The organism is Alteromonas sp. BZK5 (assembly GCF_014349115.1).
Taxonomy (GTDB): domain Bacteria; phylum Pseudomonadota; class Gammaproteobacteria; order Enterobacterales; family Alteromonadaceae; genus Alteromonas; species Alteromonas macleodii.
In genome coordinates this window covers 104,043-121,651 of sequence record NZ_JACSOE010000001.1, presented here as the reverse complement: position 1 = coordinate 121,651, position 17,609 = coordinate 104,043, and the positions used below count along the sequence as shown (strand labels likewise).

17 protein-coding genes are annotated in these 17,609 nt (G+C 44.9%); 8 read left to right on the top strand and 9 right to left on the bottom strand.

The window, feature by feature from the left end; all coding sequences use genetic code 11:
• Positions 1-42: 42 nt before the first annotated feature.
• Complete coding sequence (locus BIZ39_RS00485; protein ID WP_187446109.1) at positions 43-348, bottom strand: STAS domain-containing protein; 306 nt, start codon at positions 346-348, stop codon at positions 43-45.
• A 171-nt stretch (positions 349-519) separates the two neighbouring features.
• On the opposite strand from BIZ39_RS00485, the gene yciH reads away from it, so the two are divergent.
• From yciH to pheA, 3 genes are all read left to right on the top strand, one after another.
• A complete protein-coding gene (gene yciH / locus BIZ39_RS00480) occupies positions 520-852 on the top strand; it encodes a stress response translation initiation inhibitor YciH (protein ID WP_014948847.1) in 333 nt (110 codons plus the stop codon).
• A gap of 63 nt (positions 853-915) precedes the next feature.
• Positions 916-1,716 (top strand): response regulator, encoded by an 801-nt coding sequence (locus BIZ39_RS00475; RefSeq protein WP_061094612.1) that lies wholly within the window; start codon positions 916-918, stop codon positions 1,714-1,716.
• Positions 1,717-1,998: 282 nt separating this feature from the next.
• Positions 1,999-3,252 carry a prephenate dehydratase gene (pheA, locus tag BIZ39_RS00470; RefSeq protein WP_187446108.1) on the top strand — a complete coding sequence of 418 codons (1,254 nt, stop codon included), beginning with the start codon at positions 1,999-2,001 and terminating at the stop codon, positions 3,250-3,252.
• Between the two features lie 57 nt (positions 3,253-3,309).
• On the opposite strand, the gene tyrA is transcribed toward pheA, so the two are convergent.
• Positions 3,310-4,464 carry a bifunctional chorismate mutase/prephenate dehydrogenase gene (gene tyrA, locus BIZ39_RS00465; protein WP_187446107.1) on the bottom strand — a complete coding sequence of 385 codons (1,155 nt, stop codon included), beginning with the start codon at positions 4,462-4,464 and terminating at the stop codon, positions 3,310-3,312.
• Between the two features lie 75 nt (positions 4,465-4,539).
• The gene (locus BIZ39_RS00460) at positions 4,540-5,628 is read right to left on the bottom strand and encodes a 3-deoxy-7-phosphoheptulonate synthase (protein ID WP_187446106.1); all 1,089 of its coding nucleotides are present in this window, start codon (positions 5,626-5,628) and stop codon (positions 4,540-4,542) included.
• A gap of 428 nt (positions 5,629-6,056) precedes the next feature.
• Between BIZ39_RS00460 and BIZ39_RS00455 the strand changes: the two genes are divergently transcribed.
• Complete coding sequence (locus BIZ39_RS00455; protein ID WP_187446105.1) at positions 6,057-6,773, top strand: enoyl-CoA hydratase/isomerase family protein; 717 nt, start codon at positions 6,057-6,059, stop codon at positions 6,771-6,773.
• A 97-nt stretch (positions 6,774-6,870) separates the two neighbouring features.
• Here BIZ39_RS00455 and BIZ39_RS00450 read toward each other — a convergent pair whose 3' ends face one another.
• The 5 genes from BIZ39_RS00450 to rpsP form a co-directional block, all read right to left on the bottom strand.
• Complete coding sequence (locus tag BIZ39_RS00450) at positions 6,871-7,500, bottom strand: trimeric intracellular cation channel family protein (protein WP_014948836.1); 630 nt, start codon at positions 7,498-7,500, stop codon at positions 6,871-6,873.
• A 129-nt stretch (positions 7,501-7,629) separates the two neighbouring features.
• Positions 7,630-7,989, bottom strand: a complete 360-nt coding sequence (rplS, locus tag BIZ39_RS00445) for a 50S ribosomal protein L19 (RefSeq protein ID WP_024015986.1) — start codon at positions 7,987-7,989, stop codon at positions 7,630-7,632.
• Positions 7,990-8,007: 18 nt separating this feature from the next.
• Complete coding sequence (trmD, locus tag BIZ39_RS00440) at positions 8,008-8,769, bottom strand: tRNA (guanosine(37)-N1)-methyltransferase TrmD (RefSeq protein ID WP_080986369.1); 762 nt, start codon at positions 8,767-8,769, stop codon at positions 8,008-8,010.
• A complete protein-coding gene (gene rimM, locus BIZ39_RS00435; RefSeq protein WP_049585864.1) occupies positions 8,770-9,291 on the bottom strand; it encodes a ribosome maturation factor RimM in 522 nt (173 codons plus the stop codon). It lies immediately after the preceding gene.
• Between the two features lie 23 nt (positions 9,292-9,314).
• A complete protein-coding gene (rpsP, locus tag BIZ39_RS00430) occupies positions 9,315-9,566 on the bottom strand; it encodes a 30S ribosomal protein S16 (RefSeq protein WP_014948832.1) in 252 nt (83 codons plus the stop codon).
• 388 nt (positions 9,567-9,954) lie between these two features.
• Between rpsP and BIZ39_RS00425 the strand changes: the two genes are divergently transcribed.
• Positions 9,955-10,449 carry a hypothetical protein gene (locus BIZ39_RS00425; RefSeq protein WP_168462745.1) on the top strand — a complete coding sequence of 165 codons (495 nt, stop codon included), beginning with the start codon at positions 9,955-9,957 and terminating at the stop codon, positions 10,447-10,449.
• Between the two features lie 25 nt (positions 10,450-10,474).
• Here the strand turns inward: BIZ39_RS00425 and BIZ39_RS00420 are convergent, their stop codons facing one another.
• Positions 10,475-11,149, bottom strand: coding sequence for a DsbA family protein (locus BIZ39_RS00420; RefSeq protein ID WP_049585862.1), 675 nt, complete (start codon positions 11,147-11,149; stop codon positions 10,475-10,477).
• 191 nt (positions 11,150-11,340) lie between these two features.
• On the opposite strand from BIZ39_RS00420, the gene BIZ39_RS00415 reads away from it, so the two are divergent.
• The 3 genes from BIZ39_RS00415 to BIZ39_RS00405 all read left to right on the top strand — a co-directional run bounded on the left by BIZ39_RS00415 (position 11,341) and on the right by BIZ39_RS00405 (position 17,448).
• Positions 11,341-13,149 carry an ABC transporter transmembrane domain-containing protein gene (locus BIZ39_RS00415; protein WP_131137018.1) on the top strand — a complete coding sequence of 603 codons (1,809 nt, stop codon included), beginning with the start codon at positions 11,341-11,343 and terminating at the stop codon, positions 13,147-13,149.
• Positions 13,150-13,280: 131 nt separating this feature from the next.
• Positions 13,281-14,339, top strand: coding sequence for an efflux RND transporter periplasmic adaptor subunit (locus tag BIZ39_RS00410; protein ID WP_187446104.1), 1,059 nt, complete (start codon positions 13,281-13,283; stop codon positions 14,337-14,339).
• Positions 14,332-17,448, top strand: a complete 3,117-nt coding sequence (locus tag BIZ39_RS00405; RefSeq protein ID WP_187446103.1) for an efflux RND transporter permease subunit — start codon at positions 14,332-14,334, stop codon at positions 17,446-17,448. Before BIZ39_RS00410 ends, BIZ39_RS00405 begins: the two co-directional genes overlap by 8 nt.
• The last annotated feature ends 161 nt before the right edge of the window (positions 17,449-17,609 follow it).

Below are 17,609 nucleotides of genomic sequence, written 5' to 3'. Positions count from 1 at the left end.
TATGTCTCTTCGATAAAATGTTAATTTAGCGACTTGCTTTTCTTACTTAATGTCGAACTTTTTATCGAATCGAGATATTTTCAGGATTTTAGCAACCTGAGGACGGGCATTTTCGATACTGTAGGTTAATTCTCTTTCAGCGAGCGTCTTTTGCATGTTTAACAACATACCTAAGGCAGAGCTATCCATGTATTCAGTACGCGATAAATCTATGGTGATGTGAGAGACATCGGCGCCCAGTTCGCCATAGGCGTTTCTGAAGTCTTCTACCTTACTAAAGTCAAACTTAGTGCCTACATCTACCACTAGTGCTTTCCCTTGATTTTGATAGCTCGACGTTATTTCCATATTCGCTCCTTAAAAATGTAAGCAGAAATGCTTCATCACATGCTTTTAACTTTGCTATTCTTATACTAGTTGAACTTTTACACATCGCCATGAAAGTCATCTTAAACTTTCGTATGGTAATGCTTTTTTTATCGCCATTTAGATGGAAAGACGCAATTTATTGAGGTATGTATGCAAGACTGGCAAGACGCCCTTTTGGTCTATAGTACTGAAAGCGGCAAAATAAAGCCTGAGCCAAAAGAGCAAGCGCGTTCGGTGTCTTCTGACGGCGTTGTTCGTATTCACAGGGAAACTAAAGGTCGCAAAGGTAAAGGGGTGTCTCTGATTAAAGGATTAGACCTCGCGTCTGATGAGCTGAAAAAACTAGGCTCTGAGCTAAAGAAAAAATGTGGTTGCGGCGGCGCAGTGAAAGACGGTGTCATTGAAGTACAAACTGATGACAGGGAAAAGCTCCGCACACTACTTACCGATAAAGGGTATAAAGTTAAGCTTGCTGGGGGCTAACGTAACGCTAGTCATCTAGCGAGCTCTCACTTTTTCATAAACAAATAACAAAAAGAGTCTGAAATGGAAAAGCTGTCAATTTCTGATCTACACATTATTTTAGTTGAGCCTTCTGACACACAAAGAAAGATCATCACCACTTTGTTGTTAAAAGAACACGTAAAGGAAATTGACCCCGTCAGTACCCTTTCCGAAGCTCGTTCAGCGGTAAAAGCGCACGGTGCTGACCTAATCGTAAGCTCGATGTACTACGAAGATGGAACCGCACTAGAACTACTTAAATTCATAAAAGAAGACGACGCATTTAAAACAATTCCCTTCATGTTGGTTTCCAGTGAAAATCGTTTAAGCAAACTAGAAGAGTTTAAGCAGGCGGGTGTTGCGGCTATTCTTCCTAAACCATTTGAACCCCTTCACTTGTCTCGTGCGTTAAACGCAAGCTTAGACTTAATCAATCACGATGAACTAGAATTAGAACTATTTGACGTACACGACGTTCGCGTACTTCTTGTTGATGACAGTAAATTAGCGCGTAATCATATTCGACGCGTACTAGAAGGCATGGGGCTTCAACGCATAAAAGAAGCTGAGAATGGCGCAATGGCGCTAACTTTTATAAAAGATGAACCTTTTGACCTCGTGGTTACCGACTACAATATGCCCGAAATGGATGGCAGGGAACTATCGGAATTTATCCGCTTCAATCCAGAAACCACACATATACCGATTATCATGGTAACGTCAGAGTCAGCTGACAGTGCACATATGGCTAATATTCAGCAAACAGGTGTGAACGCGCTATGCGATAAGCCTTTTGAGCCCAATGAAGTAAGACAAATGCTTTCAGCACTATTAGGTAACTAAGCGTTAACATATAAACGACGTTCTCAAATTACTCACCGTCAGGTGCTTATTTACGGCACCTGCCAACGCTTCATGCCCTAACCGGTTGGCTTTTTGTAAAGCCAACAGCGCATTTTAATCACTTTTTCAAGCCCTCCACATTAAAAACAACTATTCAATTTGTAAAAATGGGTTGACACACATAGGCGTTCAACATACATTCAAACCTATGAAACAGAATACTATGCACGTAGCACTTTTCTTTTTTGCGTTTATATCCTTTAACTAGGGAGGCGCGGCTACATGCATGAAAACCTCCCAACTGGGAGGTTTTTTTTTAGCAGAATTTTCTTATACGATACGCACGGGAAAGATATGTCAGACAATGCATTAGATACTGTTAGAGAGCGGATTACCGCTTTAGACAGTGAATTACTTACTTTACTCTCAGAACGCAGAAAGTTAACCAACGAAGTGGCTGAGACGAAAATAAAGCATCACATTCCTGTGAGAGATCAAAAGCGAGAAGAACAGCTATTGGTGCGCCTAATAAAAGAAGGCCAAAACATCGGCTTAGACCCTCATTATGTGACACAAATTTTCCACGTTATTATTGAAGACTCTGTTTTAAACCAGCAGGCTATGCTTGCTGAACGCGCTAACCCTGGCAGTACATTGCCCTTAAACCGAGTGGCATTCTTGGGCGACAAGGGCTCTTACTCTTATCTAGCAACGCAAAAGTACTTCTCTCGTCGCCCAGGCGAATTGCTGGAAATCGGCTGTCAGAGCTTTGCTGAAATTATTCACAAAGTTGAAAGTACAGAAGCCGATTACGCGGTATTGCCTATTGAGAACACGACGTCTGGCAGTATCAATGAAGTGTATGACCAACTACAGCATACCCAACTTAGTATTATTGGTGAACTCACCCACCCTATCCGCCATACATTGTTAGTGGGAACCAACACCAGTATCGATAAAATCAAAACGCTTTACGCTCACCCTCAAGTGTTCACTCAGTGTAGCCATTTCTTAGCAGAACTAGGGAACATAGAAGTGAAAACCATGGACAGCACCTCGTCTGCCATGTTGACAGTTAGTGAGCTTAAACGCGATGACGTAGCCGCAATAGGCAGTGAAGCAGGTGGTAACTTGTACGGCCTAATGGCAATAAAGAGTAACTTAGCAAACCAAAAAGAAAACCATAGCCGCTTTATTGTTGTTGCTCGCAACCCAGTAGTGGTTCCACTTCAAGTTCCTGCTAAAACAACACTTGTTATGTCCACCATCCAAAAGCCAGGTGCACTTGTAGAGGCCTTATTGGTGCTACGAGAGAACAGCATCAATATGACGAAGCTTGAATCGCGTCCTATTCCAGGTAATCCATGGGAAGAGATGTTCTACATTGATGTAGAAGGCAACGTAGAAGATGGCCCTGTACAAAATGCCCTTGATGCATTGCGTGGTATTACGCGCTACATCAAAGTATTGGGCTGCTATCCAAGCGAAGAAATTAGCCCGACCAAAGTGGCCGCGGCGAGTGCGCTGGCTGATTAACACGAAAAAGGTGAGCTTAGAAGCTCACCTTTTTACCAATTAACCGCTTTATTAAAACTACTTGTCTCTTAAAAGCTGACCATCATCCGCTTTTAACAACATCTGTTTGCTGTCTACTAAACACTTCTTCGCATAATCTCCGAACCACGCGCCGACCTTCATGAACTGTTCTACAAAGCCTTTTTTGTCGCCATTCTCAAGTAATGACAATGCAATCCCAAAACGTTCGTAAAAGCGACGTAGAAGTGCAAAGTTATCAGGGTTATTGAAAATAATATCAGCATAAAGTTGTGGTGACTGAGCGAATAACCTGCCTACCATTGCGAGTTCTAAACGATAAATAGGTGAGCTAAACATGGTTAGTGATTCCAGATTAGGATCTTCACCTTTTAAATGTTGCCCGTACACAAACGTGTTGAAGTGACGCATTACCTGAATATAAGCCATGGCTTGGTCATGTTCTTGTGCGCTGGAGTCGTGAATGGTAGCACCCCAAATTCGCATTTGCTCAATGAGCCAACTGTATTTCTCTTTGCCACGTCCGTCGCACACTACCACTACCTGTTTAATCATGCCAGGCGCGTCAGGACCAAACATGGGGTGCAGTCCAACAACCGGACCATTGTGTGCGGCAAGCATCGCCTCAAGTGGCTTGGCTTTAATACTGGTTATATCGGCAAGCACGCAATCCTCTGGCAGCATAGTAAGCTTGCTAATCACGGTTTCGGTTAGATTAATAGGCACTGCAACAACAACCAGTGAAGCACAGCTTAATAACGATGTTGCTCTACCGCTTTCCCAGTCGTCTTTTTCCACAACTGAAACGTTGTAGTTACTTCGTTCGAACAAGCTCACAAACACACGACCAAGTGCCCCTGCTCCACCAATTACAACAACGTTGTCGACATCAGGTTTCACACAGCGATATTTGTTGTTTTGCGTGTGATAAGACTCTCGCATTACTCGACGTAATAAGTCTTCGGTGAGATCGGGCGACACACCTAGCGCTTCAGCCTGAGCACGGCGGGAGGCGATCAACGCTTTTTCGCGCTCTGGTACATAAACGGGCATACCAGCTTCAGCCTTAATTTGACCGACCTGGGTTGTAATTTGGTTGCGTTTAGCGAGTAATTCGACAAGCTGGGTATCCAGCTCGTCGATACCTTCACGCAGCGTATCTAACTTTTTTAAGTGCTGCGATAAATCGGCCATTCTGTCTTATCCTTGAATCAAATGGCACGTGGCTTATTGGCAAATTTTTCTTGCCACATTAGGCGTTGCTTGGATTTATGCCACCGTGCGCTTATTTTGGCGTAAGGGTAACACAGTTATTAACTTATCTCTGGTTTGAGATACTAAGTTCTCTGTGGTTTCCCAATCAATACATCCGTCTGTGATTGAAACACCGTATTCAAGTTCTTCAGGCTTTTTGCCTTCAGCTTTTTGGTTACCCGGTTTCAAATGACTTTCCAACATAACGCCAATGATAGACTGATTGCCTTCTAGAATTTGATTGACCACGTTCTGTGCAACCAATGGCTGACGGCGATAATCTTTTGAAGAGTTTGCATGGCTACAATCTACTACTAAGCCCGCTGTTAAACCAGCATCCTGCAGCTCAATCTCGCACTCTGATACGCAAACCGAGTCGTAGTTAGGCTGTTTTCCACCGCGCAAAATAATGTGGCCATCTGGATTACCGCTGGTCCCGATAATACTCACCTGGCCTTGCTTGTTAATTCCCATAAAACGGTGACCCGATGCCGCCGATTTAAGGGCGTTCATGGCAATATCTAGGCTTCCATCTGTACCATTTTTGAAACCCACTGGCATAGACAAACCACTGGCCATTTCACGGTGGGTTTGCGATTCAGAGGTACGCGCACCGATAGCAGCCCAGCTAAATAGCTCAGCAAGATATTGTGGACTAATTGGATCCAGTGCTTCTGTTGCAACAGGCAGCTCTAATTCTGCAAGCCAAATTAACAACTCTCTTGCCTTACGAAGACCGGTTTCAATATCAAATGTACCGTCGATATGCGGGTCATTGATTAAACCTTTCCAACCTGTCGTAGTACGCGGCTTTTCGAAGTACACACGCATAACGATAAATAGCGTGTCTTTGCATGATTCATGAAGCTCTTTAAGCTTAAGTGCGTACTCTTTCGCGGCTTCAACGTCGTGTATAGAACATGGTCCACACACTACAAGCAATCTATGGTCGCGACGATGAATGATATCTGAAACAATCTTTCTAGACTCAGAGATAGCCGCTAACGCTTTGTCTGACACAGGCAATTCAACACTAAGCGCTTCAGGGGTTATAAGTACATCTTCGGTACTTACGTGAACATTATTTACGGTGTCCTTGATCATGGGAGCTCTCTTACTCTCTTAACTACAAATAAAAAACGGAAAATTAAACGCCAAAAGAGTGTGCAATCTGCATGTAAACTTTATTGTACAATCAGTTTTTTCTATATTTCTTTAACGTCATTGACTTTTTAGCAACTCAAGCGTAATAGCGCAAGTAATAACGAATAATACTTTAATCTAGGGTAGATTCGAAGCGAATGAGCATGACTGAATGGCAATAGTGCATAGAGATAGCACAATTTTTAATCGACAGTGAGGCTTGTTCGAATTACCTCATTAGTCAAACGCTTTGTAGTGACATCCCGTCCTTACGTTTTCAAATGATCCAAGAATTTAATGGCGTAATTGACCAACATAAATAAGCTAAATTTCTCATTTATTGTCAGGATTTTGTATCATAGCGGCAATGGAATAATAATGAGAACACAATGCAAAATTTAGCCCTAACCTACACTGGTGACGTCGCCATTCTAACCATGCAAAATGGAGAGAACCGCCACAATCCTCTTTTCGCAAAGGAGATGCTTTCAGCGTTAAATACCATTAAAAGTAATGAAAGCTGTAAAGCACTAGTGATCACATCAAATGATGAGAAATGCTTTAGTCTAGGTATAGACACAAACTGGCTAATGCCAGCGATGAAAGCAGCTCGCACTGAGGAAATAAAGCAATTTATGTACGGCATGGATGACGTGTTTAAAGCGCTGCTTCTTTATCCTCTCCCGGTTATTGCTGCAATCAACGGACACGCCTTCGGAAACGGAGCAATTTTGGCGTGCGCTTGTGACTTCAGATTTATGCGCGCAGACAAAGGCTTCTTCTGTTTCCCTGAAGTAGATTTATCAATCCCCTTTCTGCCCGGTATGATTGAGTTTGTTAAAAAAGCGATGCCGTATTACAGATTTAATGAAATGAAGCTTTCCGGAAGGCGTGTATCTGGTAAAGAGTTAGAGCAAGATCACGTGGTGGAAAAGGCGTACGATACACAAGAAAGCTTGATGGAAGGTGCGCTGAACTACGCTAAGACCTTTGATAAAAAGCGTGGTATTTTTGGCGAACACAAAAAGCGTCTACACAAACATATCATCCACACTATCGATAACGAGAACAAACCGTTAATAGAATCGCTATCACTCATGGCATAACAATAACCGGCGCTATGGTGAAGCGTCACTTAAGACGCTTCACCGATATTTGCTAATAAGTCTTTTCATGGGCATATCGATGTTGGACTCTACACTGTTAGTTAGGCCTTGGTGTTCTCTTCCTAAAAAGATCGACTTTAACCCCCCAGTGCAACGATGCAATTCTCATTAAAACTGTTACAGAGATAGAACCTAAAATGCACCAAATGTAAGGGATGTCTAGGGCAAACAAGGCGGCGTAAGTGAGACCACCTGCAAAACATGCACTCGCGTAAACATCTCCACGCATAACGTAAGGTACTTCTCTGCAAACCACATCGCGCATCAAGCCCCCGAAGATACCGGTTGTCATACCCATCGTTAGGGCGACAATCATTCCGGTTCCACTAATAAGTGCTTTCTCGATGCCTATGACATTAAAAATAGCAAGCCCTATGGTGTCGATAAGTATAAAGTAAAAATTGGAAGGAGAAGGCATATAGCGAATGAATAAGACTGTCGCGAATATAGCTGAATAGGTTGCTAGTAGATACTCTGAGGTTTCTACCCAGAAAATAGGTTTTCCTAATAGGAGGTCTCTTAAAGTACCTCCGCCAAGGGCTGTCATCACGCCGACAACGACGATGCCAAACCCATTGATACTTTTGTCATGCCCCAGCAATGCTCCCGATACAGCAAAAAATGCGACGCCAACAACGCCTAACACGATAAAGTATTCTGTACTCATCCTTCTCTCTATTAAGAAACCTTAATGTTTGTATTAAAAAACAGATTGAATGGATCGAATTGCAGGCACAAAAAAGCCCGCTTAAAGCGGGCTTTTTCGAAGTTAACAATAACGCAAGGATTAGTAATCTTAGTTAAGCTTCTCTTTGATACGTGCAGATTTACCTGAACGCTCACGTAGATAGTAAAGCTTAGCACGACGAACCGCACCGCGACGTTTCACTTCAATTGAAGAAACTGCCGGGCTGTGTGTTTGGAACACACGCTCAACGCCTTCGCCGCTAGAAATTTTACGCACGGTAAAAGACGAGTGCAGACCACGGTTACGTTTAGCGATAACAACACCTTCATAAGCCTGAAGACGCTCTTTGTCACCTTCGGTAACGCGAACTTTAACAACTACTGTGTCACCTGGACCAAACGCAGGAACATCAGTCTTTAGCTGTGCTTCTTCGATTTTTTTGATGATATCTTGACTGACTTTGCTCATCATATCCTCTCGTCCTAGTTAACTGTCATCTTGCTGCAGTTGCGCTTGGAATAATTCAAGCAAACGCTGCTGCTCCTCAGTCAGAGCTAGGTGATTTAACAATTCAGGGCGACGCTGCCAGGTTCTACCTAATGATTGCATCAATCGCCACTGCCTAATTTTTTCATGGTTCCCACTTAACAACACATCAGGTACCTTTTGACCATCGAGTATTTCGGGCCGCGTATAGTGCGGACAATCCAAAAGACCGTCAGTGAAAGAATCTTCAACTGCTGAGGCTTTATGCCCCAACACGCCAGGAACTAATCGAGCAACCGCGTCCATAAGGACCATTGCTGGCAGTTCACCGCCGCTTAGCACGTAATCACCAATAGAGACTTCTTCATCTACATGGCTTTCGATTACTCGCTCGTCGATGCCTTCATATCGGCCGCAAATTAAAATTGTGCGGTCAATGTTAGCAAGGCGCTGTACGCCTGCTTGGTCAAGGGGTTTCCCTTGTGGTGATAAGTAGATCACCTTACTTTTTTCGCCACCAACTTTCTTGGCAGCTTGTATTGCGTCGGTTAGCGGTTTTACCATCATCAGCATACCGGGTCCGCCTCCGTAGGGGCGATCGTCTACTGTACGATGGCGATCATGTGTAAAGTCACGGGGGTTGAAGGTGTCAACCGATAACGTTCCAGACTTAACTGCTCGACCTATAACACCCTGTTGGGTAAAAGGGGCAAACATATCTGGAAACAGGCTAACAACGCCGAACCACTTTTCCGGTGTCACTTAAAACCCCGGGTCCCAGTCAACTTTAATGATCTTCGCTTCCTTATCCACCTCTTGTACGACTTCGTCGAACACAAAAGGTAATAGTCTTTCTTTTTGACCAAAAGCATCGCCTACATTCGCTTTAACGTGAATCACGTCGTTAGCACCTGTATTAAACACTTCTTTCACCACACCCAAGTCGTAACCTTGCGTTGTTACTACTTTCATGCCGGTGAGCTCACGCCAATAAACCCCTTCGTCGCCTAAATCAGGCAGCTGTGAAGCATTTATGTTGATATCCAAGTTTTTGATGCGCTCAGCATCATCTCGACTATCAACGCCCACAATTTTTGCAACGAGGCTTTTACCGTGCGGTCGCCACTGGTCAATTTGGTATTCCTTTTCATCGCCAAGAAACCATGGCGCGTAATCAAAAATACCTTCTGGCGTTTCTGTATAGCTGTTGATTTTGACCCAACCTTTAACACCGTACGGTGCGCCAATTTTGCCAACAATCACTTTGTCAGACGCTAGACTCATCTATACCACCAGTTAATAACAGCTTACGCTGCAGATTTTTTCGCTTCTTTTACCAAGCTAGAAACGCGATCTGATAAGCTCGCGCCTACACCAACCCAGTATTCAACACGCTCTAGATCTACGCGAAGACGCTCCGCTTGACCTTGTGCAGTTGGGTTGAAGAAACCGATGTTTTCAATGAAACGACCGTTTCTTGCACGACGGCTATCAGCCACCACTAGTTGATAAAATGGACGCTTTTTCGCGCCACCACGCTGTAAACGAATAGTAACCATAAATGCCTCAAACTCGTTGTAGCGTTACCGTTAACTTAAGCCTTCAACCAACGTCTAAAAATTAGACACCAATTAGAAGGCCGCCGAATTATACGGATATCACCACTCAATGCAAGTAAAAACCTGATTTATCCTTTGTTTAGTTCAATATCGCTCCCGTAAGTAGGTGATGGCCTAAGAACGCAAATACACATGCATGATCTTTCGTAAATTTCTTTAAAATATCATCTGGTGGTGTATTGTTAACGTAGCACTAGGATTTAGTGTGGATAAAAAACTTAAGCCATATGCAGTTTAAAGGATGGCAGTTAACTGGATTTTAGTTTTTCTTTGGCGCATTTGTTAATCAAAGGCTTCAGTAAATGGATCACGAAGAAGGATTATTCGAATGAAATTATCATCACTCATACTCGCTACATCAGTTGCTCCACTTTTCGCGTGTTCATCCGCTACAGATATGGTCACACAACAAGCAGAAGTCCAACCCAATGAAGCTCGTATAGACTTTTTCGCTAACCGCGGAGAAGCCTTTGACAATAAGCGAGAGTACGTAAAGTTGATGTGTTTTAACCAACGCCCTAACGGTGCGTTAGTTCTTCGGGATGTTGAGCCGGGAGAGCATGTTCTATTTGTTCAAGCCAGTGTCGTAAACACTGACCTGCCTGATGGTACCACTCGCGAGGCGATAGTTAGGCTAGATGTAAACTTAGAAGGCGGCAAGCGTTACTCGCTCAACCAATCTCGTGACCATCACGATATGAAAGTATGGCTCCAAGAAACGGATTCTGGCGTCCCTGTTTCTGAAATCGTTACAACCCGTGTTGAATACCCAAAATCGGTGGGAGATTTACGCCTTGAACAATGCAAGGAAGGCACAGTTTAAAAGTACTCGCTTCTTTCAATAACGATTATAGATGACGCAGGGTTACACTTGCGTCGTTATAGTCGTAGGGAACGTTTTGCCACTGTGGCTTTTTAAGCGCTTGTGATTTTGTCTCTTCTGCCTCGGCAAATTTGTTTGATTTGAGTATTAAGCTGGGAAAGCCTTGGGCGCCTATACTACGCGCCATATGCATTTCTTCGTTTAATTTCTCAATTGTACTTTCACTGTTAAGTGCTATTTCAAAGCGCTCGACATCAAGCCCTATTTCTTCAGCAAATGCTATCAAGGTATCAAAATCCGACGGGTTTTTCGCATTCAGGTAATACCCTTCTTGAATTGCCTTGATCATTGCCTTCTCTAATGCTTTTGCTTCATCGCTATCTCTAGCCTGCGCTTTTGCTGCAAGAACTGCTCGACACGAAGGGTAGGTCGAACGACGAGGCTGACACTTTGTCCAAAAATCATAGTTGAATTGTGTTCCAGGCACACGATCTTGAATAGTTTGCCAATAGCCTGCAATAGTAAGTTTCATTTGTTCCGGCATAGGTAAATCACTATCCGGTGCGAGCCCGCCAAGCAAGTAGACAACCTCAATGTCGTTGGGTAACTCACGCTGTATTTGCTCCCAAGTAGGAACGAATGCCCAACACCAACTGCACATTGGATCATGAACATAATACAAAGTACGTGTTTCAGTCATCGTTATTTTCCCGTTTTAACTATTTTGCTTTGCTTCTGCGACGTTAACTTTCATCCCAGCGTAAATACTGCCGCTGTAATCGCATTGCCTACGTCCAATGTACATGCTTTGCCGTATAATCCAAATAGTGAATTTTAATAAGCGTAGCGAAATCAACGCTATGAATTAGTTATGCGCATGAAGAGGTAATTTTGACAACACCACTCGCTAGTGTATCAACCAAACAAGTCTTACAGTGGATTGGCTCACATTTACTTCGCTACAAAGCGCGCGTTGTAGGTGCAGTTATAGCACTTTTCACGGCCGCAGTTGCATGGCTTTTACTTGGGCAAGGCATTAAGTACGCTATCGACAGCGGCTTCATAGAAAACGCAGCGGATACGTTAAACAAAGCCACAGTATTAGTGCTAGCCATTACTATCGTGGCCTGTTTAGCAACATATGCGCGCTTTTACTTAATGACTTGGCTTGGCGAGCGGGTTAGTGCTGATATCAGAAACCAGGTATATGCGCACTTGCTGTCTCTTCCGCCTTCATTTTTTGCGGAACTTAGAACTGGCGAGGTCATTTCTCGATTTACTAGCGACACTACAATTATCCAGACTGTAGTGGGAATGAGTTTGTCGATGACCCTTCGCTCGGTCGTGACTTTCGTTGGTGCACTGGCACTTATGACGTTTTCTAGTCCCCTTCTTACCTTCTGTGTAATTGTTGCAGTACCCGCTGTGCTGGTTCCTATCAAGGTACTGGCGCCTCAAGTGCGCCGTTATGCCAAAGAAAGCCAAGACAAAGTGGCAGACTTGGGTGCACGCATTGATGAAAGTCTCCATGAAATTATGACCGTACAGGCCTATACCGCTGAAAATGCCGAACGACTGCATTTCTCTAAAAAGGTAGAGCTTGCCATGGACGTAGCTAAAAAGCGTATTCACTATCGCTCACTACTTATTGGCTGCATCATGTGTATCAGTATGACGGCCATCATCTTCATTGCTTGGGTGGGGGCAAGGCAAGTATTAGACGGCACTATGACCGTAGGTGAACTCTCCGCTTTCCTTTTCTATGCCGTAATGGCTGGCGGCAGTGTGGCCACAATCAGCGAAGTCATTGGTGAAGTACAGCGAGGTGTTGGTGCAAGTGAGCGTTTGTACGAGCTATTTACCACTGAGCCTTCTATTCGATCTTTGAATGGTGACACAGCTGAAGCCTCTGCTTCTTCAACGTACTCAGCATTAAAAGGAGCAAGCGCTAAACCGATAATCTCCAAAGCGGCACCAAAAATAGAATTGGAAAATGTCAGCTTTGCTTACCCCAACAGCAAACCTTTGTTTGATAATTTAAACATTAACATTCAAGCAGGAGAACGTCTTGCTCTGGTAGGAGCAAGTGGCGCAGGCAAAACAACACTATTTCAATTATTAATGCGCTTCTACGACCCAAGTGCCGGACAAATACTGTTCAATGGTGCGCCAATCAACAAAATGCCTGTAGACGTTCTGCGCCAACATATTGCGATAGTTACCCAAGAGCCCGTGGTCTTTGCTGATACCGTGTTGGAAAACATTCGCTACGGCAGCCCACATGCAAGTGACGACGCCGTGATAAATGCAGCGAAGCAGGCATTTGCCCACGAATTTATAGATAACCTAGATGAGCGCTACAACACACAGTTAGGCGAACGAGGCGTAAAACTTTCTGGCGGTCAAAAACAACGTATTGCTATTGCTCGCGCTATTTTGGCCGACCGCCCAATTTTACTCCTCGATGAAGCGACGAGTGCGCTTGATGCGATGAGTGAGCGTATGGTTCAACAAGCGATAGATAGATTAATGGTAGGCAAAACCAGCATTGTGATTGCTCACCGACTTGCGACAGTGCAGCACGCCGATCGCATATTAGTTATGGATAAAGGTCAGGTCGTAGGAAGCGGCGACCATGCATCGTTAATGAAAAGCGATACCCTGTACAGGGAATACGCCGAACTGCAATTGCTTAGCTGAACCGCCTGTGGTGCTATACGGTACAAACAACGAGGTCGACCAATCGACTACAAAACATACGTTTTGGTAATACAAAAATAAAGGGCCAGCAGCTTTTTCTGCACAGGTTCCAATAACGCTACGGGTTTAAAATGAAAAATTCATTCTATGGTGCAATGAAGACATGGACAGGTCTTTGCGCTCTTTTTTTAATGATGGTGCCAACTGCAAATGCGCAGTTTATGGGAGACAGGCAAGCAAAGCTTGTAGTAACCAAGCCCATTGAATTTATGAACGAAACGCGAAAAGTGGAAGCAGTAGGTAGTGCTGAAGCCGTTCGTTCAATTGTGTTGTATCCTGCCGTCGCTGATGAAGTAACAGAAATTAACTTTGTCCCTGGGCAAACAGTAGAAAAAGGAAAGGTGCTTGTTCGTCTTGATGATAGACGTCAGCAAACGGCATTAAAACGCGCCAAACTCACTTTGGAAGACGCACAGCGCACCGTAGAACGATTAGCATCAAGCTATAAGCAAGGCGCTGTGCCGGTCAGTGAATTGGACTTAGCACGCACTCAACGTGACCTTGCAGAAGTTGCATTGGAAGAAGCTCAAGCCGATTTACAAGACAGACACATCGTTGCGCCTTTTGACGGTGTTGTGGGCATAACTGACGTTGAAGTAGGCGATCGCATTAACGAGCAGACTGTGATCACTACACTGGATAACAGAAGCAAACTCTTTATTAACTTCAGAGCGCCTGAAGCAGCATTGCCCGTTTTACTGAATGCGCCAAACGTAACGCTTGAGCCATGGAGTGACAGAGAGAAACTAGTAAGAGCCGAGATAGCTCAGGTTGATTCTCGTATCAATGAGGCAGATAGAACGCTTCGCGCTAGAGCATTACTCGACAACTCTTCTGATCAATTTCGCCCTGGCATGAGCTTTCGGGTTAATTTAAGCATTGAAGGCGATCGCTTTGCTGCCATTCCAGAAGCCGCACTTTTGTGGGGAGCTACTGTCGCTTACATATGGCTTGCCGAAGACGGTAAGGCTAAACGTGTTGACGTGAGTGTTCATCAGCGTCTTAGAGGAACTATCCTTGTTTCGGGCGACATTGAAGAAGGTGACACACTAATTTCTGAAGGTGTACAACGCTTACGTACCGGACAAGAGATTACTACCGAACTGGCCGGAGGGCCTCAAGGTGAGTGATCCAAACCTATCTTCGTCAGTTAGCGACTTACCATCGCTATCTATTCGACGCCCGGTTCTTATTGTTGTACTAAATCTACTTATTGCTATCGCTGGGTTTGCTGCATTGAGCGGTCTTGAAGTGCGCGAACTGCCCGATGTAGATACACCTCAGGTAACCGTTACAGCAGAATTTCCCGGCGCATCTCCTGAAACAGTAGATGCCGAAGTAACTGGTCGCCTTGAAGGTGCGGTTGCGCGTGTGAGTGGCGTCAAAGACATCTATGCGCAAAGTGAAGAAAACTCGGCCCGTGTTCGGGTTGAGTTTCGCCCCGGCGTTAACTTGGAAGACGCGGCTAACGAAGTACGTGAGTCGGTCAGTCGAATTCAGCGACAGCTTCCGGAAGATGTCGAACAAGTATCGATCATTCGGGCCGACAGCGACGCTCAGGCGGTCGTAAGCCTTGCTATTTCAAGTAATACCTTGGACATGGAGACGCTCACCGAACGTGTCGACACCGATGTAGCACCATTGTTTTTAAGCATTCCTGGCGTTGCCGACGTTATGTTAGATGGAGAAAGAGAGCGTGTGCTGCGCGTTTCTGTAGATCCTCTACGATTAACCAGTTTTGGCCTATCGATGAGTGACATTGCTAATGCACTATCGCTTGCGCCTTTTGATGTACCCGCTGGCAGTATTCAATCTGCCGAACAAGCGTTAATCGTGCGAGCTGATGCAACTTCGGTATCGGCAGAAGATGTGGGTAACATTGTTGTAAGCGGTGACATTCGCATTAATGATGTTGCCAGTGTGTACTTCGGCCCTGCCGACACCACCAGCGTAGTTCGTTTGGATGGAACGCCAGTCATAGGCGTTGGCGTAATACGTCAAGCAAGCTCTAATACGATCGAGATTTCAGATGAAGTGCTGGCCATGGTCGCAGACCTCGACAAGCGTTTTACTGATATGCATATCGTAGTAACGTCCGATGATGCAGAGTTTATCCGCGACTCGGTTAAAGAAGTGGTCGTCTCACTCAGCTTGACCGTGGCGTTAGTCGTGGTCACACTCTTAGTGTTTATTGGTTCATGGCGTGCCACCATCGTCCCTGCCCTGTCGATACCCGTTTCGCTAGCGGGTGCACTGGCTATTATTTGGGGCATGGGCTTTTCCATTAATATTCTTACCCTCCTCGCTCTTGTATTGGCCACGGGTATGATAGTAGACGACGCTATTGTGGTTTCTGAAAATATACAGCGTCGCAGAAGTATGGGTCTAGGTGCCCGTGCGGCAGCCGTGGTGGGCACACGAGAAGTATTCTTCGCAGTAGTAGCAACAACCGCAGTACTCGCCTCAGTATTTATTCCCATCGCATTCCTTCCTTCTACTGCAGGGCTTTTATTCAGGGAGTTTGGAGGCGTATTAGCTGGCGCTGTTATAATCTCATCTTTCGTTGCCCTTTCCTTGGTTCCTGCACTTACCGCCCGACTTAAGGTGAAAAAAGCGAAAGAAAGCGATTTGTTTAGCAAGACCTTTGGCCGTTTTGGCAACGCTTGTTTGCGCCTGTATCAGGCGTCATTATTAAAAGCGCTCAAATATGGCTGGGTAGTTGGTGTGTTGAGCTTAGCAGCAGGCGGTGGCGCTTATATATTATCGCAAAATATCGATAATGAATTACTGCCAAGCGAAGACAGAGGCACAATTCGTATTTTTGCACGAGGTCCAGACGGTGCTGGCCTAAACTTTATGGACAGACAAGCTGAAAAGATGGAAGAACTGCTGCTTCCCTATGTGGATAACGGCACCATAGACTCCATTTACACGGTAGTCGGTTCGTGGGATCCCAACATCGTCTTTATCACAGCGCCTTTGAAGCATTGGGATGACCGAGACAAATCTCTGCAAGAAGTAGTAAATGAAATACGCCCTAAGCTTCAGCAAATTCCTGGGGCGCCAGGCAGTGCCTTCGGCGGCAATAGTTTGAACCTTCGCGGTCAAAGCGGCGGGCTTGAAATAGCTTTAACTGGCGACACTTATGAAAACATTTTCGAAGCTTCACAAGCGTTCTCTCGTCAGATTGAAGATGCACTACCTGAACTAGGTAGACCGAGAATAAGCTACGACCCTACCCAACCTCAGATGAGAGTAAATATTGACAGACGCCGTGCTGAAGAACTGGGCGTGCCGCTTACCGATATAGCAAGTACCCTGCGCGCCGCTGTGAACGGCGATGATATCGCAGATTTGAATGTGGGCGACCAATCTATCCCTATCATGCTGCAAACTAATAATCGCAGTACATTAGATCCATCTGAGCTTACTAGCTTGTATGTGAAAAGTACCGACGGAAACTTGGTGCCTCTTTCTAGCGTAGCTTTCATCAGTGAAGAAGGTGTTGCCGCTGAATTAGAGCGTCAGGCACAGCGCCGCGCAATTAAGCTGGAAATGGAATTGCCCGAAGACGTAGCGCTTAGTAATGTAGTGGAAAATATTCGCAATCTAGCAGCAGAATCATTACCGAACGGTATCGGACTTGTGTTTCTTGGCGAAGCACAAACTTATGAGGAAACGTCTAAGCAAGTAGCGCTTACCTATGTGTTGGCTTTTGTCATTGTACTGCTTGTATTGGCTGCACAATTTGAAAGTGTGAACAGTGCGGTTGTGGTTATGCTTACCGTTCCTTTTGGTATTGCAGCCGCGGTCTATGCCCTGTTTTTAACCGGCACCAGCATTAATATTTACTCGCAAATTGGCTTGGTAATGTTGATAGGTCTTCTCGCCAAAAACGCGATTCTTTTGATTGAATTTGCCGACCAGCTTCGCGATAAGGGTTATGATATTTACGATGCTATCGTTGAGGCTGGTAGAGTGCGATTACGCCCTATTATGATGACGCTGGTTTCAACAATCCTAGGTGGCCTGCCGCTCATTCTGTCCACAGGCGCTGGCGCAGAAGCTCGTAATGCTATTGGCTGGGTCGTATTTGGTGGATTGGGTATTGCCGTAGTATTTACCCTTTACCTGACACCGGTTTTGTATCTTGCACTTGCCCGATTTACCAAGCCACGTGCAGACGAAAGCGCTAAGCTTGAGAAGGAAATGGAAGAAGCCAACGCACAGCATTCCTAGGATTTACCCGCTTAAGTAGGCGCTATGCCTATTTAAGCGGCACCTAAACGGCGACTGTGCGCTAGATTTGCTTTGAGAATTAAGAGAGACGCCCAAGCTACGTGTGTTGTAACAACAAGTGTTACTACTCGCGTTAAGGCTTGGGCGTTTTTTTATTAAAA

What these genes read in the sequence shown, in the direction of transcription:
- BIZ39_RS00485 (WP_187446109.1), bottom strand. Translation starts at nt 348, where the DNA reads ATGGAAATAACGTCGAGCTATCAAAATCAAGGGAAAGCACTAGTGGTA.
- yciH (WP_014948847.1), top strand. Translation starts at nt 520, where the DNA reads ATGCAAGACTGGCAAGACGCCCTTTTGGTCTATAGTACTGAAAGCGGC.
- BIZ39_RS00475 (WP_061094612.1), top strand. Translation starts at nt 916, where the DNA reads ATGGAAAAGCTGTCAATTTCTGATCTACACATTATTTTAGTTGAGCCT.
- pheA (WP_187446108.1), top strand. Translation starts at nt 1,999, where the DNA reads ATGCATGAAAACCTCCCAACTGGGAGGTTTTTTTTTAGCAGAATTTTC.
- tyrA (WP_187446107.1), bottom strand. Translation starts at nt 4,464, where the DNA reads ATGGCCGATTTATCGCAGCACTTAAAAAAGTTAGATACGCTGCGTGAA.
- BIZ39_RS00460 (WP_187446106.1), bottom strand. Translation starts at nt 5,628, where the DNA reads ATGATCAAGGACACCGTAAATAATGTTCACGTAAGTACCGAAGATGTA.
- BIZ39_RS00455 (WP_187446105.1), top strand. Translation starts at nt 6,057, where the DNA reads ATGCAAAATTTAGCCCTAACCTACACTGGTGACGTCGCCATTCTAACC.
- BIZ39_RS00450 (WP_014948836.1), bottom strand. Translation starts at nt 7,500, where the DNA reads ATGAGTACAGAATACTTTATCGTGTTAGGCGTTGTTGGCGTCGCATTT.
- rplS (WP_024015986.1), bottom strand. Translation starts at nt 7,989, where the DNA reads ATGAGCAAAGTCAGTCAAGATATCATCAAAAAAATCGAAGAAGCACAG.
- rimM (WP_049585864.1), bottom strand. Translation starts at nt 9,291, where the DNA reads ATGAGTCTAGCGTCTGACAAAGTGATTGTTGGCAAAATTGGCGCACCG.
- rpsP (WP_014948832.1), bottom strand. Translation starts at nt 9,566, where the DNA reads ATGGTTACTATTCGTTTACAGCGTGGTGGCGCGAAAAAGCGTCCATTT.
- BIZ39_RS00425 (WP_168462745.1), top strand. Translation starts at nt 9,955, where the DNA reads ATGAAATTATCATCACTCATACTCGCTACATCAGTTGCTCCACTTTTC.
- BIZ39_RS00420 (WP_049585862.1), bottom strand. Translation starts at nt 11,149, where the DNA reads ATGACTGAAACACGTACTTTGTATTATGTTCATGATCCAATGTGCAGT.
- BIZ39_RS00410 (WP_187446104.1), top strand. Translation starts at nt 13,281, where the DNA reads ATGAAAAATTCATTCTATGGTGCAATGAAGACATGGACAGGTCTTTGC.